Source organism: Methyloglobulus morosus KoM1, from assembly GCF_000496735.2.
GTDB lineage: Bacteria > Pseudomonadota > Gammaproteobacteria > Methylococcales > Methylomonadaceae > Methyloglobulus > Methyloglobulus morosus.
In genome coordinates this window covers 55,271-71,596 of sequence record NZ_AYLO01000044.1, presented here as the reverse complement: position 1 = coordinate 71,596, position 16,326 = coordinate 55,271, and the positions used below count along the sequence as shown (strand labels likewise).

The window sequence follows — 16,326 nt, the reverse complement described above, 5'->3', positions numbered from 1 at the left end:
ACTCATGGCTACAGCGACAACAGAATTTCATTTCAGTGGATTGGCAAGATGCTTGATCCAAGAAGGCCTGCTTACAGAAAAAGATGCTAAAACCCATATTCAGGAAGCCCAAAAGAATAAGGTTTCCTTAATAAGCTATCTTGTCGCCAATAAGCTAGTCGATAGCAAGACTGTCGCTTCAAAGGCTTCGATTGAATTCGGGATACCGTTTTTTGACTTGGATGCCATTGATCCACGTAACCTGCCAACTAACGTCGTCAACGAAAAACTGATCCGCAAATTTAATGCCCTGCCCTTATTGAAACGAGGCAAAACCTTGTTCATCGGTATCTCCGACCCGACCAATGCGCACGGTTTGGATGACATTAAATTCCAGAGCATGTTGAATCTCGAAACCGTTTTAGTCGAAGAAACCAAGCTGCTTAAGCTGATAGACACCGCCCTGGAAGCTGTTGACACATCGATGGCAGACTTGATGGACACCGATCTGGACAACTTAAACGTCCAAGGCGGCGATGAGGATCTGGCCAAAAATGATGTCAATACTGAAATTGACGATGCCCCTATCGTACGCTTCGTCAACAAAATCCTGCTGGATGCCATCAAAAAAGGCGCATCGGACATCCACTTAGAGCCTTATGAAAAAAATTTCCGCATCCGCTTCCGGTCGGATGGTATTTTGCACCAGATTGCTAGCCCTCCCGCCAATATCGCCAACCGCATCACCTCCAGGATAAAGGTCATGTCCAAGATGGACATTGCGGAACGTCGGGTTCCACAAGACGGGCGTATCAAGATGATCTTGTCCAAAACCCGTGCCATCGATTTTCGTGTTAACACGTGCCCTACCCTTTTCGGCGAAAAAGTGGTGTTGCGTATCCTGGATCCTACCAGTGCCCAGCTTGGCATCGAAAAACTGGGGTTTGAAGAAAACCAGCAAAAATTGTTTCTGGAAGCCATACATAAACCGTACGGGATGGTCTTGGTGACCGGGCCGACGGGTAGCGGTAAAACAGTCACCCTTTATACGGGATTGAATATCCTTAACAAGATAGAACGTAACATTTCCACTGCTGAGGATCCCGTCGAAATTACCGTTGAAGGCATTAACCAAGTCAATGTCAATATCAAGTCGGGATTGACCTTTGCTAACGCATTACGGGCATTTTTACGGCAAGACCCTGATATTATCATGGTGGGTGAGATTCGTGACCTGGAAACCGCCGAAATTGCCGTGAAAGCCGCGCAAACCGGTCACTTGGTGCTGTCCACCCTGCATACCAATGATGCGCCACAAACCTTGAACCGGTTGATGCAAATGGGTATTGCGCCGTTTAACATCGTCTCAGCCGTTAATTTAATTATGGCGCAACGTCTGGCCAGACGGTTGTGCGAACATTGCAAAACGCAGATTACCTTACCGGAACATGCCCTTTTATCCATAGGGTTTGTCGAGGAAGAGCTAAAAAACCTCAAGATATACGGCCCCGTAGGTTGCGAACTTTGCACCAATGGCTATAAAGGCCGGGTCGGTATCTACCAAGTGATGACCCTGAGTGAACAAATGCGCTCACTGATCCTCGAAGGGGGTAATGCCATGCAGTTGGCTGAACAAGCAAAATCCGAAGGCATCAATGACTTACGTGCATCCGGTTTAAATAAAGTCCGCATGGGCGTTACCAGCCTAGAAGAAATTGACAGAGTGACCAAGGAATAGCAATGGCAGAACTAACAGAACAAAAAGACTTTCTCTGGGAAGGGAAAGACAAGAACGGAAAGCCTAGCAAAGGGGTATTTCCAGCGAAAAGCGAAGCGGTCGCAAAAGCGGAATTACGAAAACAAGGTTACCGGGTAACCAAAATCAAGGTCAAATCGCAATCCATATTTAAAAAACGACCTAAAGCCATCACCCCTGGCGATATCGCGGTTTTTTCAAGACAGTTGGCGACTATGCTCAAGGCTGGCGTACCTCTTGTACAGTCCTTTGATATTGTTGGCAGAGGCAACGAAAATAAAAACATGCAGGATCTTTTGCTGGGCATTAAAAGCGATATCGAAGGTGGGGACAGATTGGCGGAAGCATTGAAGAGACGGCCTATTTACTTTGACGAACTATTTTGTAACTTGGTCGAGGCGGGCGAACATGCCGGGGTGCTGGAAACCCTGCTGGACAAAATCGCCACCTATAAAGAAAAAACCGAGTCCATGAAGAAAAAAATCAAAAAAGCGCTGACTTACCCCATAGCGGTAGTCGTCGTGGCTTTTATTGTCACCACAATTCTGTTGATTTTTGTGGTGCCTGTGTTTGCAGATCTGTTCAAGAGCTTCGGTGCCGACTTGCCCGCATTCACCCAAATGGTCGTCGCCATATCGGAATGGATGCAGGACTACTGGTGGATTGTCATCGGCATTGTTGTCGGCAGTGTTTACACCTTTGGTTACTTCAAAAAACGATCCAGAAAATTTTGCCATTTCCTGGACAGGGCTTTATTAAAGCTCCCCGTGGTCGGCCTGATCTTGAACAAGTCGGCTATCGCCCGTTTTGCACGGACTTTGTCGACCATGTCCGCAGCCGGTGTGCCGTTGGTCGATGCACTGCAATCGGTTGCCGGCGCTTGCGGCAACATTATTTATTCTGAAGCCGTGTTAAAGATGCGCGAAGAAGTCGCCACCGGCCAGCGTCTGCAATACGCAATGAGCCAAGCCGAACTGTTTCCGCACATGGTGCAACAGATGGTCGCCATCGGCGAGGAATCCGGCTCTATCGATGCCATGCTCGCTAAAGTGGCCGATTTTTATGAAGAAGAAGTCGACAACTTGGTCGATAATCTGAGTAGCTTGATGGAACCCATCATTATGGTGATCTTGGGGACGCTTGTCGGCGGTTTGGTCGTCGCCATGTACCTGCCGATATTCAAAATGGGCGCAGCCGTCGGTTAAACCATTGCTGGCATCAATTTAAAAAACAGCGATCCGCTAACTGACTCGCCATGGAATCATTCGACTATCTCATTAGCTCCCCCATCCTTTTTAGTACGGTCATCGGCCTGGTCGGCCTGTTGGTAGGTAGTTTCCTGAATGTAGTCATCTACCGCCTGCCCGTGATGATGCAGCAAAACTGGCGTAGGGATTGCCAAGAATATTTGGGCGTCGATGCAGACATGGCATCAAACGAACCTTTTAATCTAGTCCTGCCGCTCTCGCGTTGCCCTGCCTGCAACACACCTATCAAACCTTACCAGAACATCCCTGTCATCAGTTATATTTTTTTACGCGGCAAATGCGCCCAGTGCGCACACGCAATCTCATTGCGTTACCCCATCATTGAAGCATTTACCGCGATAACGTCTTTCATGATCGCGTGGCATTTTGGATTTTCACCCCAATCAGGATTTGCCTTGCTGTTAACTTGGTCATTGATTGCTTTGAGTTTTATCGATATTGACCATCACTTATTGCCCGATTCCATCACATTGCCTATACTCTGGCTAGGGCTTTTTTTGAGCGTGTTTGATTTGTTTGCCGATAGCCATTCCAGCATTATCGGGGCGGTTGCGGGTTACTTGGCGTTATGGTGTGTGTTTCACCTGTTTAAACTGTTGACGGGCAAAGAAGGCATGGGCTACGGCGATTTCAAATTGCTTTCTTTATTTGGTGCTTGGTTAGGTTGGCAATCGCTGCCTGCCATTATTTTGCTATCGTCGTTGGTCGGTGCCGTAATGGGCATCGCCATGATTGTATTTTCCCGACATGACCGTAACACGCCTATCCCTTTCGGGCCCTATCTGGCCGCTGCAGGCTGGATCGCCCTAATCTGGGGGGCTGACATCAACCGGCTTTATTTGAAAATGGCAGGTTTGTAATCGGGTGTTCAAAGTAGGCCTTACCGGTGGCATCGGCTGCGGTAAAAGCACGGTCAGCAAATTGTTTACGGAACTGAATGTCCCCGTCATTGATGCTGACGAGATCGCGCACCAACTGGTGGAACCGGGTCAACCCGCCTTATTGGAAATAGGCAACGTCTTTGGCGATAAAGTTTTCAACCCGGATGGCTCTTTGGACAGGAGCCATTTAAGGGACATTATTTTTTCAGACCCTACCAAAAAACAGGCACTTGAAGCAATTTTGCATCCCAGGATATTTATCGATATGCAGGAACGGATTAACCGGCTTGAAAGCCCTTATTGCATTGCGAGCATCCCACTGCTGTTTGAAATACACAGGACCCAATTTGTTGACCGGATACTCGTGGTCGATTGTTTGATTGAACGCCAGATAGCTCGAGTTAAACAGCGGAATGGCTGGCCCGATGCCCGAATCCGGTCCATCATACACAGCCAGGTGAACCGAGAATTTAGGCTAAACCATGCGGATGATGTCATCGATAATTCCGATATACCCTATAGCAAGCTTGCAGAACACGTCAAAAAACTGCACAATCTTTACCTTTCAATTAGCGCATCAGGACAAACACGCTCGTGAAAAATCAAGTCACCTATGAATTTCCACTCAATGAACGAATCCGGGTTTTCATTAGGCTAGAGCAGCTATTTCAAGAATTCAGCCATTTCTCGGCAAGCCCGACTATCGCAGACAAACGCGCCGCTATTGGCGTGTTACTGGATGTGATGTCGATTTTTAGGCGCAATGACCTTAAATCCGAAATTCTAAAGGAATTGGACAGGCACACAAAAGTGCTGGTTAAATATACCGATAGCGATAATATCAATTCCACGCAGTTGGAGTCTATATTGAGTAGAATTAATGAAACCAGCAAAAAGCTCTATGCGACCAGCGGCAAAATTGGTATCGCAATCATGGAAAGCGACCTGTTCCAAAGCATCGCACAACGTAGCTCAATCCCAGGCGGAACCTGTTCTTTTGACTTGCCCGAATTTCACTATTGGTTGGAGCAGGATGAATCAATCCGCGTAAAAGACTTGGAACGCTGGATTAGTCCGTTCAATGAGATACGTACCGCAATTACCCTTATCCTCGATTTTATCCGTAGCAGCAACACACCCAGCGAAGAAATTGCCGAAGCGGGATTTTTCCAAATAGCCTTGGACAAAAACCTAGCTTACCAGCTTATCAAAGTGAGTTTGAACAAGTCACAGCCTTGTTTTGCCGAAATTAGCGGCGGCAAACACCGTTGTTCAATACGATTCATGGTACCGTCTGCCGATGAACAACGGCCTACGCAAAGCCATGACGACATCCCCTTTTCCTTGACACGTTGCTTGTTCTGATGGATGCGTCACGGCAACCATTGTCCTTAAAATGCCCCCAATGCCGGAGGCCTGTATCGTGGACTGAGGAATATCCATTTCGTCCTTTCTGTTGCGAACGATGTAAACTTATTGATTTAGGCGAATGGGCGAATGAGGAAAAAGTTATACCTGGAGCACCCATCCCGACTGAGAACGACGACACAGAAAATTTCTTTTTCCAGTGAACAATACTTTTCCCTGCTTCCCAAAATCTTTCTGCTTTCCGCCCGTATAAATCCAAAACCCGATTCTCTATTGGATTGAGAATAAGCCGACCTTTATCAATTATTTTATGGCTCACTAAACTACCATCCAGTTGATTCCCTCATGACCAACATTAATTCAGAAAAACTTTCCAGCGCTCGATTTACGGAAGCCACTGATGCGTTTGTGGAAGAATTTACCGCTTCGGTTTTGTTCGACAAACGCATGGCGGAGCAGGACATTCAAGGCTCTATTGCCCATGCCACCATGTTATGTTCGATTGACATCCTAACGACGGATGAATGCACAGCAATCATCGATGGGCTGACCCAAATTGCGGCAGAAATAGCCAACGGCGAGTTCGTCTGGTCAATCAAACAAGAAGATGTCCACATGAACATCGAGGCCAGACTCACTGACCTTATCGGCATAGCGGGAAAAAAACTGCACACCGGACGTTCTCGTAACGATCAAGTCGCTACTGACATTCGGCTTTATCTTCGCAGTGAAATCCAGCAAATAGGGATGCAGTTGCGCCGTCTTCAGGCCGCCATCGTAAACTTGGCGGAACAACACGTTGATACCATCATGCCCGGCTTTACGCATTTGCAAGTTGCCCAACCTATCACGTTTGGGCATCATTTGATGGCTTGGTTTGAGATGCTGAGCCGAGACCACGAGCGCCTGCAAGATTGCCTCAAACGCGTCAACGTCATGCCTCTAGGTGCAGCAGCGCTTGCAGGCACGAGCTATCCTATCGACCGGCATTTAACGTCGGAATTACTTGGCTTTAGCCATCCTTCGGCCAACTCGCTCGACTCAGTAAGCGACCGCGATTTCGCGATTGAATTTACGGCAGTTGCCAGCTTAATTATGATGCACTTGTCACGTTTTTCCGAAGAACTCATCCTGTGGAGCAGCGCCCAGTTTGACTTCATCGACATGCCTGATGCCTTTTGCACAGGTTCCTCCATTATGCCGCAAAAGAAAAACCCGGACGTACCCGAACTGGTCCGTGGCAAATCAGGCAGGGTAACAGGCCATTTGATTGCACTCTTAATGCTGATGAAAAGCCAGCCGTTGGCTTATAACAAGGACAACCAGGAAGACAAGGAACCGATATTTGACACGGTGGATACGCTGATCAATTGCTTACGTGCTTATGCCGATATGATCCCGCATATTAAGGCCAAAAAAGACATGATGTACCAATCCGCGAAACAAGGATTTGCGACCGCAACCGATCTTGCCGATTACTTGGTCCGGAAAGGCCTTCCTTTCCGTGATGCCCATGAAATTGTCGGGTTAGCCGTCCGTTTAGGCATCGCCAGCAAACGCGACTTATCGGATTTGACGATAGTTGAGTTTCAGCGTTTCTCACCGTTGATTAGCGATGACGTCTACGACATATTAACGTTGGAAGGTTCAGTGGCTGCACGTAAGCATATTGGCGGTACGGCACCAGAAACGGTAAGAAAAGCAATCGAACATGCAAAGAAAATATTAAAGATCTAAATGGCCAACCCAATTGTTAAGAAAATTTCTTTATTTTATTGAAGCGAAAAACTTCTTCATGCGCTTATCGAACCCTTGACCTTTTTGGTCATGGACGAATCAGGCCCTTTTTTGTATAATGAAAGGGATTACAGAACCTTATTCAATTCCTGTTTACCCTTCACCCAAAATAATTCTGGAGAACCTCAATGCCTATCAAAGTTGCCATTAACGGTTATGGCCGTATTGGTCGTAATATTATCCGCGCACTTTACGAATCAGGTCGCACCAACGAAATTCAAGTGGTAGCCGTCAACGACCTGGGCGATGCTAAAACCAACGCCCACCTGACCCAATACGACACCGTGCATGGCAAGTTCCCATTTGAAGTGGGTGTAGAAGGCGATTGCATCGTTATCAACGGTGATAAAATCAAGGTATTTGCAGAACGCGACCCTTCTAAGTTGCCTTGGGGTGAACTGGGTATCGATGTCGTTCATGAATGTACCGGCTTGTTCACCAGCAAAGCTAAGGCTTCGGCGCATATCGCGGCTGGTGCGAAGAAAGTTATTATTTCTGCCCCAGGCGGCAATGATGTCGACGGCACAATTGTATTCGGCGTTAACCATAACACCCTCAAAGCCTCCGATACCGTTATCTCCAATGCATCCTGTACCACCAACTGTTTGGCTCCTTTGGTAAAGGCCTTGCATGATGTCATTGGTGTCGAGCACGGCCTGATGACCACTATCCACTCGTATACGAATGACCAAGTGTTGACCGATGTATACCACAGTGATTTGCACCGTGCCCGTTCTGCAACGCAATCCATGATACCCACCAAAACCGGCGCTGCCGCTGCGGTAGGCTTGGTGCTACCAGAACTGGCAGGGAAATTGGATGGCTTTGCGATGCGGGTTCCGACGATTAACGTATCGGTTGTGGACTTGGTTTTCCAAGCCTCAAGGGCAACCACCAAAGAAGAAGTAGATCAGGTGCTAAAAGATGCCTCCAACGGTTTCTTGAAAGGTATCCTAGAAATCAACGAAAAACCGCTAGTTTCCATGGACTTCAATCATAATCCGGCATCATCCATTTACGAAGCCAGCCTGACCAAAATATTGAAAGGCAATTTCGTGAAAGTATTATCCTGGTATGATAACGAATGGGGTTTCTCAAACCGTATGCTCGATACAACAGTTGCCCTAGTTAACGCCAAATAATATAACTCATCATTAAATTGACAATCACCTCATGTTAAGACGAACCAAAATTTTAGCGACACTCGGCCCCGCCACAGACAAACCCGGCGTACTCGATGGATTAATCATGGCCGGGGTTGATGTCGTCCGCATGAATTTTTCGCATGGTTCAGCACAAGACCATATCGATCGGGCCAACATGATTCGCGAACTTAGCCAAAAGGCGGGGCGGCGTGTCGGTATTCTTGCCGATTTACAAGGCCCTAAAATCCGTATTGCCCGCTTTAAAGACACCAAAGTGTTTTTGAATGAAGGCCAGGATTTTGCTTTGGATATCAACCTTGATCCTTTGGCTGGTGACAATACACAGGTCGGCATCACGTACGAACCGCTGGCCATGGAAGTCAATCCCGGTAGTAGGCTATTGTTGGATGATGGGCGTATTGTGCTGGATGTGGTGAATGTCGAAAACATGCGCGTCAATTGTAAAGTTGTCGTCGGCGGCGATTTATCTAACAACAAAGGCATCAACCTGTTGGGTGGCGGCCTTTCTGCGGCGGCGTTAACCGAAAAAGACAAGGAGGACATCAAGACTGTCGCCTTGATGAAATGCGATTATGTGGCAATTTCTTTTCCACGGACAGCGGAAGACCTGAACGAAGCCCGTCGTTTATTGCAAGCGGAAGGCTGCTATGCCGGTATCGTTGCCAAAGTTGAACGGGCGGAGGCCATCGTGCCGGACGTGATGGATGAAATCATCCTCGCATCCGATGCCGTGATGGTAGCTCGCGGTGATTTGGGCGTCGAAATCGGCGACGCCAACCTGCCTGCCGTCCAAAAACTGTTGATCAAGCGTACGCGTGAACTTAACCGTGTTGCGATTACCGCGACGCAAATGATGGAATCGATGATCGACAACCCCATCCCAACCCGCGCAGAAGTCTTTGACGTAGCCAATGCTGTATACGACGGCACTGACGCGATCATGCTGTCGGCAGAAACGGCCTCCGGCAAACACCCGATCAAAGCTGTCGAAGCCATGGACAGGATCTGTCTGGAAGCGGAAAAACAACGGATTGTGCGCATTTCTGACCATCGCATGGATAAGGAATTCGAGCGTGATGACGAAGCCATTGCCATGTCTGCCATGTACATGGCGAACCATTCTAAAATCAAGGGCATAGTCGCATTGACCGAATCCGGCTCAACACCGCTATGGATGTCGCGGATCAGTTCTGGCATCCCTATTTTCGCTATGAGCAGCTCGGAAACCACTTTAGGGCGGGTCACTTTATTTCGGGGCGTATTCCCCATCTACCATAAAATCGACGAACGCCACGACCACGCCGAAGTTAACCGCGATGTGGTACGTGAACTACGGAAATGGAATATTGCCAATAACGGCGACAAATTCATCATCACCAAAGGTGATTTGACAGGCGTTAAGGGTGGGACAAATGCGCTTAAGGTAATTGTCGTTGGACAAGGGTTAACACCTTGATTCATCCAACTTATCCTTAAATCAATTGGTTGGTTCGCAATATTCCACACATTAAGCAAAAAACATAGGGGGTCAATCGGCCATATTAACTGACAGGCCCGTGTGGCTTTTCAATCCGGTTTTTTTGCCTTCATAACCGGATGCTTGGTTGGTTAGCCTCAATGTGATTAAGGCAACTGCGGACGAGTCGAAGTTGATCCCTAATTTAGCCAAATGTGGCCTGGGTTTTCCACCCAAGCCCACATTTGGCAATTCTAAGAAACTATCCACGATTTCTTAAGCAACAACCTTAAAAAAACACAAGTTCACTCTGGGCGACTTGATCCTGGAGTTTTTCACTTTTTCCATAAGAACCGACACCTGCCAAGCTAGCAAAGTTGCGTCCCAACCGACACCCGTTCGCCTTTCTGCATTCTCCTTTTCAAACCTCCGCTATCACTAATTTTAACCAGTCCTTACGAGTCTTTTGCTGTCATGGCCTGATTGCGAATAAATGCCGGACCATGCCCTATAGTGCTGCCTATTCTGCCTAGGTATTTGTACGTATATTATTTAAACACCGTTTTTTATTATTGTGTAGCCATTAGTCCACCTTGTACTTTTCCGCTTGGTTTGCCTAAAAGATGCCGGATCGCGGACATTTCGCTGGATTATTTGAGCTTTGTACAATTTTTTCATATGCAGGGAAACTTCTTAACCTATCGGCAATGAGGTATCCAAAATGTCGAAGATAACGCAACAAAACAGGGCAGCAGTGAATGCCGATTTAACTAAGCTCACACCCACAATTGTACTCAATGGGATCGGCCTTATGCTTATGACGCCGTGGATGGTGAGTACGGCTTGGGCAGCATTGCCGGGTGGCAGTTTAGATCCTATGACCATACCCAAATACGCCACACCCTTATACGTCCCTCCGGCAATGCCCAAAATAGTGAACGGTGGCGTACCGGGGGTAAGATTGCCGCTCGTCAAATTAAGCAGCAGGTACTGCCTAGGACACTGCCCAACACAACACTCTGAGCGTATGGTTCTAGCGATTATCCGCAAACATTCCATTCACCTTCTTATACCATCGAGGCAACGGTCAATCGCCCAGTACGGGTGAAATGGTCCAACGACCTCAAAGATAGCAATGGAAATTTCTTACCCCATTTGTTACCCGTAGACCAAACCGTTCACTGGGCGAATCCGTCCGGCGGTCCAGGCGGGCAAGACAGCATGAGCTCAGATCCAACTCCGTATCAAGGCCCAGTACCTTTAGTTACCCATCTCCACGGCTCACATGTAGTCCCGGCAGTGATGGTTATCCAGAATCATGGACATTGCCAGCGGCATCGAACATCCCCGCCCATTACGCTACCCGAGGAACGCACTGGGCTCAAATTGCCGGCGCGGCGAATGAGGCCAGTGCAGCGACTTACCAATATTCCAACGATCAACGCGCCACCCAGATGTGGTTCCATGACCACACCCTGGGCATGACCCGCAGCAACGTATATACAAGTTTGGCGGGAAATTATATGCTGTGTGGTGGAATGACAGATCTTCCGAGTTTACTGTTGCCACAAGGAAAATACGAGATCCCTTTACTGATACATGACCGCGCTTTCAATAGCGACGGCAGCTTGTTCTATCCGGGAGACAGGGCTTTCTTCGAGGGAGTGGCTAAGAAGGATCTTAAAATACCTTTTATCCCAAGCCATACGGCAACCGGAGGCAACAGCGATGTTTCGCCTATCTGGAATCCGGAATTTTTTTCTAATGTGATCTTGGTAAACGGCAACAGTTGGCCGAGTCTAGACATTGAAAAACGCCGCTACCGTTTCCGCATTCTCAATGCTTCCGATTCACGCTTCATGATCCTAAAAATCGCCAGCGATGCTATTGCCCGACCTGCAACTGCAGCAGTACCGTTCTGGGTGGTTGGTGGAGACGGAGGGTTCCAAACTAAACCGAAACAAGTAGACTCGCTACTGATTGCTCCAGCCGAAAGGCTCGATGTGGTCGTTGATTTTACCCATGTCCCTAATGGCAGTCCGCTTTACCTGATTAACGAAGGGCCAGACGAGCCTTATGGTGGCGGCGTAGGCGGCGCGGATTATGAATACTCCGACCCATACACGACTGGGCAGGTGATGCAACTTAATGTCGTACCCAAGACGTCGGTGGATAGTTCAGTTCCGCCGCATCTAATACCGGCCTTATTGCCAACCCAAAACTTGGGTAATCCCAGAAATGTACGCAAAGTTTCTGTCAATGAAATGGAGTCCGGGACTGTTTTTGCGAACTACAACACCGATACCAACGGAAACTTAAAGGATATTATCGAAAGTGTCACGGGCGTACCGTTCGGGCCCACTATTTCGATGCTTGGTACATTGGATAGTTTTGGGGCGCCTGCACCTTTCCCTTGGATGGACCCCATTACTGAAAATCCCGGCAACGGTACAACTGAGATATGGGAAATCTACAATTTCACCGAAGATGCACACCCTATCCACATGCACCTGGTGGAATTCCAAGTAGTGAACCGTGAGCCATTGCTGAGTGACACCATCGCCCCTTTGCTCCCAGCAACACCACAGGGTCTAGTCCGTGGACCAGAAGCATGGGAACTCGGATCGAAAGACACTTTAATTGCCTATCCAGGCGAAGTGACTCGGGTAAAAGCCCGGTTCGACCGGCCCGGCCTGTATGTCTGGCACTGCCACATCTTATCGCACGAGGATAACGACATGATGAGGCCGATGTGCGTCGGCAACCAAGCTGACTGCCCAGTACCGCTGGCAAGCCATTAAAACAACGACTTTAAAAGCCCGGATAAAACGATGTGGTATCCGGGCTTCTAATTATCCATCATCAAAGGGATTATTGAGGCTGGACACTTTGATGATGTAATGTTCGTTTTTTACAAAAATAGCTTAAAGTTTTAGGAGTGGCGATTAAACGCCACCGTTAGCTATGCCTTAATGCCTGCAAGAGAAACGATAGCGGTCGGTCACGATTAATAATTAGCTAATAATGCGGTGTTGTTTTGTTCAAAATTTGTATGTCTGTTATTGAGTGAACGCTTCAATCAATTGTGGCAAAACTGTTCCAGCCTGTCCATGCAAATTATAATGCGCCACTTTATCCAAATCGGTTTTCTCAGGGTTGACTTGAATGACGGTTGCGCCGGAATGCGCTGCTTCTATGGGGAGTTGTGCCGCTGGCCATACGACAGCGGACGTACCTATCGAAAAAACACGTCACAGTTCCTCACCGCGAGTTGGGCATTTTCCCACGCTGCTTTAGGCAGCGACTCCCCAAACCAGACTACACCAGGACGGATGTAACCATTGCAATGCTGACATCTTGGCGGTTCCGAGCGTCGCCCGTCAATTGGCTCATCCGGCATTGTCTCAGGAAAAATGTACGCCCTGGCACAAGCAAAGCAGCGTGGTTGATGTAAACTCCCATGTAAATGGATAACATCGTTTATCCCTGAGCGCTCATGAAGGTCGTCAACATTCTGGGTGATGAGGGAAAAATGATCTGCTTGATTAGAAAGCTCGGCTATCGCCCAGTGTGCCGGGTTAGGTTGGGCTTGCAGCACCTTCATACGCCGCCATTCATACCAACCCCAGACTAACGCCTTATCGGTGCGAAAACCTTCAGGACTGGCCAGCAAGGTCGCATCAAAATTCTCCCATAAGCCCACCTGTGCATCCCGGAATGTGGGAATACCACTTTCTGCCGAAACACCAGCACCTGTAAACACGACAATGCTACGGGCATTCTTTACTTTAACAATCAGCTCTTCTGCAAACATTGTTGGTATCCTATCAATTGAAATCTAAAAACCCTAGAGCAGAAGCCATGAATCGCGCAGCTTTTCGCGACCTGCCTTTAAATGCAAAACCTAAAAGGTAGCAGGGACGACCCTACATGGTCGTTTTTACATTATGGCAATAGCCACTGCACTCAAATTATCCTCAGCACCTTGCGCCATCACTGCATCGAAAATCCGTTGGACATTGGCGGCAAGGCCGTTGCCGCTAAGGCAAACAGCCAAGGCATCATCGGACAGGTGAGATGTCACTCCGTCGCTGACCAGCAGCAATGTCTCGCCCGGCAATAATTGCAATCGTTGCAAGCCGATAAACGGCTCTTCGGCTTCCGGTGAATAGATGAACAAATTGTCTAACGCTTGTCCCATGCGGGTTTTGGCAACGGCATCTAATTGGATTTGGGAATGGCTACCGGAACGGCTTAGGCAATAGGCCAGGGTATGGTCATCGGTCAGTCGGCGCAAACCTTGCGGCTTGTAATGATAACCACGCGAATCACCCACATGCCATAAGCCTATCTGGCCATCGGCAGCAATCTCAGCAGTAACCAACGTGGAACCGGCATTTTGTAACGCACGTTGGCTTTGGCAGGATTTAACCAAGCGGTGGTGTAACGGGAACAAGCGTTGCCGTGGCAATAAATCAGGCTGGGCTGTATCTAACACCATTAACTCCTGCAACAAAATACGGCTGGCTGTTGCCGCACTGGGCAAACCGCCAACCCCATCCGCTACCGCAAAGCGCAGTGGCGCATCCAGGTTAAACTGGCCTTCCCAAAACCCGGCTTTTTGCTGCACGATTCCAGGCAAGAATATGGCATCCTGGTTTTGGCGATGGTGTTTGCCGGTGTGGGTGAAGGCGGCATAGTTAATCAAGTTGCGTTTTCAATTATCATGATAGGTAAAAATAGAAGAAAGTATATGATTCAAGTTATTCCTAGTTCCTCGAAATAAAGGCACCTATGGCTTTAGTTTATCGATAAAGTAATCATCAAAATATAATATTTTATCTTTTTGATCATCTGATAATTTTAAGCAATCAACTTTTTTGATTAAAAAATTTAACATTTCAGTACCACGGCAAAATATCTCATTTTTTGACCAGTTTAGATTTTTACTAATATCAATTTCATTGTATGATCCAACACTAAACCTTTCTTTCTTAATTTGCCAACTTTTATTGCCTAGGGATGAGTTTTTTCCATCTTTTAATATAGTTAAATTTCCTAATGTATTTAATAATACTTTAGATAACTGATCTTTATAATTTTGATCTGCTTGGATAATTAGTGGATCAACAATACCACGCCAATTTAAACTCCATTCTTGAGGTATAATATGTTCAATTGTTGTAGAATCATAATCGTCTAATTTAACATTGTCATTAATTTCTAGGTATTTTAATTTCAAATAATTTTCGTATTCAAATAAAAAATATTTCAGATATACCCATCTATGAAAGCCTTTGTTTCCTCTTTCATAAGTATACATATTTTGTATTGCAATAATAAAGCTATCTGAAGAAATAGGCGTATCAACATATTTATTTATATCTGCAAAGAGTTTTTCTTTTTTATCATTGTTTTTTTCATATAAATCTCTCGCCCAATTTGAAAACACTCTTTCATCTAATATGTTTATTCCTGGCAATTTATTTTTAAATAAAATTTTTTCAACCTTTTCAAAAATACTTTTATGTTCAATTTCATCATCTTTCAACAAAGACAATAAAAATATCTTTATTTCTTTTGTGCTATTTAAAATGAGAATTTTTTTTATTGAATTTTCTTCGGTGTTGTTAACTTTAAACCAATTCGGCGCAGCCACGGCTAAATCTAAAATATAATCATTAATCTTATTATAGGATACTTCTTCTTCACCATATTCTGAGGCTTTGTTGCAAAACATCTGAAAAACTTTTTCTTCTGCTTTTTTTTCAGAAAAAACATATTCTTCTGGCTTTCTGTATAGTGATAGATGCGCTGATAAAAACTCATCCTCATCCAAAACTTTATCCTTATTTTCAGCTAAACTACTATAAATAATACCCCATGACTTATTGATGTTATCCCTTAATTTCTTTTTATCTTCTATTGGGGAATCTAATTTTTCTCCCAAATAAATTAACCTATTTTTGAGTTTCTCAAGAACTGTAAGAGGTTTGCCTCTGTTATTCATTGTTTCAAATACAACTTGAACATCAAGATCTTTTTCTATGTTTCTTATATCAAAAAGCAAGGCTTCTGTAATCTTTCTAAATAAAATTTCACGATTGATCTTGTTTGTACTACTAAATTTTTCTCTAAAAAATGATTTTGAAAACCATAAGTTATTTGTATATAAATTTTCTTTATTATCTAATATTACATTATTATCATTAAATATTTTGTTATGGAGATATTCTCGATTTTTTGAAGTTATTTCATAATCAATTTTATATGCCTTGCTTTCACCAGATTTATTTTTTCTGTACAAATAATCTCTTATTAATTGTTCTTTTGAGCTTTCTTGATAACCTTCATCATCCATTGTTATTAACTCATATAAAGCAATATAAACCGTAGTTAGTCTTTGCTGACCATCGACAATGTTAAAAAAGCCTGATCCAGTAATCCAGAATTCGTTTTCGGGGGTATTAATTTTTTCTAAAAAAATAGCTCCGGCGTAATGATGTTTAAAAACACCGTTTTCTTCTTGTATTTCATTTAAATCCTCCCAAAGTTCCGATAACTGTTTTTCAGACCATGCATACCCTCTTTGATAATCAGGTATCTTAAAAAATCTATTAGAGAATAATTCCGTTAAATTTTGTGCTTGCATTTT

General features: G+C 45.7%; 15 protein-coding genes. 10 read left to right on the top strand and 5 right to left on the bottom strand.

The genetic code is table 11. The annotated features are described in order from the left end of the window. Positions 1-4 precede the first annotated feature (4 nt). From pilB to pyk, 9 genes are all read left to right on the top strand, one after another. The gene (gene pilB, locus MGMO_RS06310; protein ID WP_023494206.1) at positions 5-1,717 is read left to right on the top strand and encodes a type IV-A pilus assembly ATPase PilB; all 1,713 of its coding nucleotides are present in this window, start codon (positions 5-7) and stop codon (positions 1,715-1,717) included. A 2-nt stretch (positions 1,718-1,719) separates the two neighbouring features. Further along, a complete protein-coding gene (locus MGMO_RS06305) occupies positions 1,720-2,940 on the top strand; it encodes a type II secretion system F family protein (protein WP_023494205.1) in 1,221 nt (406 codons plus the stop codon). Positions 2,941-2,990: 50 nt separating this feature from the next. After that, a complete protein-coding gene (locus tag MGMO_RS06300; protein ID WP_023494204.1) occupies positions 2,991-3,863 on the top strand; it encodes a prepilin peptidase in 873 nt (290 codons plus the stop codon). A 4-nt stretch (positions 3,864-3,867) separates the two neighbouring features. Further along, a complete protein-coding gene (coaE, locus tag MGMO_RS06295; RefSeq protein WP_023494203.1) occupies positions 3,868-4,482 on the top strand; it encodes a dephospho-CoA kinase in 615 nt (204 codons plus the stop codon). Next, entirely contained in the window at positions 4,479-5,249 is a 771-nt protein-coding gene (gene zapD, locus MGMO_RS06290; protein WP_023494202.1) for a cell division protein ZapD, read from the top strand. Before coaE ends, zapD begins: the two co-directional genes overlap by 4 nt. Further along, complete coding sequence (gene yacG / locus MGMO_RS18930; protein ID WP_082458297.1) at positions 5,249-5,455, top strand: DNA gyrase inhibitor YacG; 207 nt, start codon at positions 5,249-5,251, stop codon at positions 5,453-5,455. Before zapD ends, yacG begins: the two co-directional genes overlap by 1 nt. A gap of 142 nt (positions 5,456-5,597) precedes the next feature. Beyond that, positions 5,598-6,989: an argininosuccinate lyase gene (gene argH, locus MGMO_RS06285; protein ID WP_023494201.1), complete on the top strand. Its 1,392-nt coding sequence runs from the start codon at positions 5,598-5,600 to the stop codon at positions 6,987-6,989. A gap of 188 nt (positions 6,990-7,177) precedes the next feature. Beyond that, a complete protein-coding gene (gene gap / locus MGMO_RS06280) occupies positions 7,178-8,191 on the top strand; it encodes a type I glyceraldehyde-3-phosphate dehydrogenase (RefSeq protein WP_023494200.1) in 1,014 nt (337 codons plus the stop codon). A gap of 31 nt (positions 8,192-8,222) precedes the next feature. Further along, positions 8,223-9,671, top strand: coding sequence for a pyruvate kinase (gene pyk, locus MGMO_RS06275; protein ID WP_023494199.1), 1,449 nt, complete (start codon positions 8,223-8,225; stop codon positions 9,669-9,671). A 72-nt stretch (positions 9,672-9,743) separates the two neighbouring features. Here pyk and MGMO_RS06270 read toward each other — a convergent pair whose 3' ends face one another. Beyond that, complete coding sequence (locus MGMO_RS06270) at positions 9,744-9,941, bottom strand: hypothetical protein (protein WP_036307107.1); 198 nt, start codon at positions 9,939-9,941, stop codon at positions 9,744-9,746. 423 nt (positions 9,942-10,364) lie between these two features. After that, entirely contained in the window at positions 10,365-10,646 is a 282-nt protein-coding gene (locus MGMO_RS20285; RefSeq protein WP_200922706.1) for a hypothetical protein, read from the bottom strand. A 350-nt stretch (positions 10,647-10,996) separates the two neighbouring features. Between MGMO_RS20285 and MGMO_RS06260 the strand changes: the two genes are divergently transcribed. Then, the gene (locus tag MGMO_RS06260; protein WP_051383980.1) at positions 10,997-12,472 is read left to right on the top strand and encodes a multicopper oxidase family protein; all 1,476 of its coding nucleotides are present in this window, start codon (positions 10,997-10,999) and stop codon (positions 12,470-12,472) included. A gap of 434 nt (positions 12,473-12,906) precedes the next feature. Here MGMO_RS06260 and MGMO_RS06255 read toward each other — a convergent pair whose 3' ends face one another. The 3 genes from MGMO_RS06255 to MGMO_RS06245 form a co-directional block, all read right to left on the bottom strand. After that, positions 12,907-13,485 carry an SIR2 family NAD-dependent protein deacylase gene (locus MGMO_RS06255; protein WP_023494196.1) on the bottom strand — a complete coding sequence of 193 codons (579 nt, stop codon included), beginning with the start codon at positions 13,483-13,485 and terminating at the stop codon, positions 12,907-12,909. Between the two features lie 126 nt (positions 13,486-13,611). Then, positions 13,612-14,379, bottom strand: coding sequence for a PP2C family protein-serine/threonine phosphatase (locus tag MGMO_RS06250; RefSeq protein WP_023494195.1), 768 nt, complete (start codon positions 14,377-14,379; stop codon positions 13,612-13,614). An 84-nt stretch (positions 14,380-14,463) separates the two neighbouring features. After that, a complete protein-coding gene (locus MGMO_RS06245) occupies positions 14,464-16,323 on the bottom strand; it encodes a DUF262 domain-containing protein (RefSeq protein WP_023494194.1) in 1,860 nt (619 codons plus the stop codon). Positions 16,324-16,326: the final 3 nt, after the last annotated feature.

What these genes read in the sequence shown, in the direction of transcription:
- pilB (WP_023494206.1), top strand. Translation starts at nt 5, where the DNA reads ATGGCTACAGCGACAACAGAATTTCATTTCAGTGGATTGGCAAGATGC.
- MGMO_RS06245 (WP_023494194.1), bottom strand. Translation starts at nt 16,323, where the DNA reads ATGCAAGCACAAAATTTAACGGAATTATTCTCTAATAGATTTTTTAAG.
- yacG (WP_082458297.1), top strand. Translation starts at nt 5,249, where the DNA reads ATGGATGCGTCACGGCAACCATTGTCCTTAAAATGCCCCCAATGCCGG.
- MGMO_RS06255 (WP_023494196.1), bottom strand. Translation starts at nt 13,485, where the DNA reads ATGTTTGCAGAAGAGCTGATTGTTAAAGTAAAGAATGCCCGTAGCATT.
- MGMO_RS06305 (WP_023494205.1), top strand. Translation starts at nt 1,720, where the DNA reads ATGGCAGAACTAACAGAACAAAAAGACTTTCTCTGGGAAGGGAAAGAC.
- gap (WP_023494200.1), top strand. Translation starts at nt 7,178, where the DNA reads ATGCCTATCAAAGTTGCCATTAACGGTTATGGCCGTATTGGTCGTAAT.
- pyk (WP_023494199.1), top strand. Translation starts at nt 8,223, where the DNA reads ATGTTAAGACGAACCAAAATTTTAGCGACACTCGGCCCCGCCACAGAC.
- MGMO_RS06300 (WP_023494204.1), top strand. Translation starts at nt 2,991, where the DNA reads ATGGAATCATTCGACTATCTCATTAGCTCCCCCATCCTTTTTAGTACG.
- argH (WP_023494201.1), top strand. Translation starts at nt 5,598, where the DNA reads ATGACCAACATTAATTCAGAAAAACTTTCCAGCGCTCGATTTACGGAA.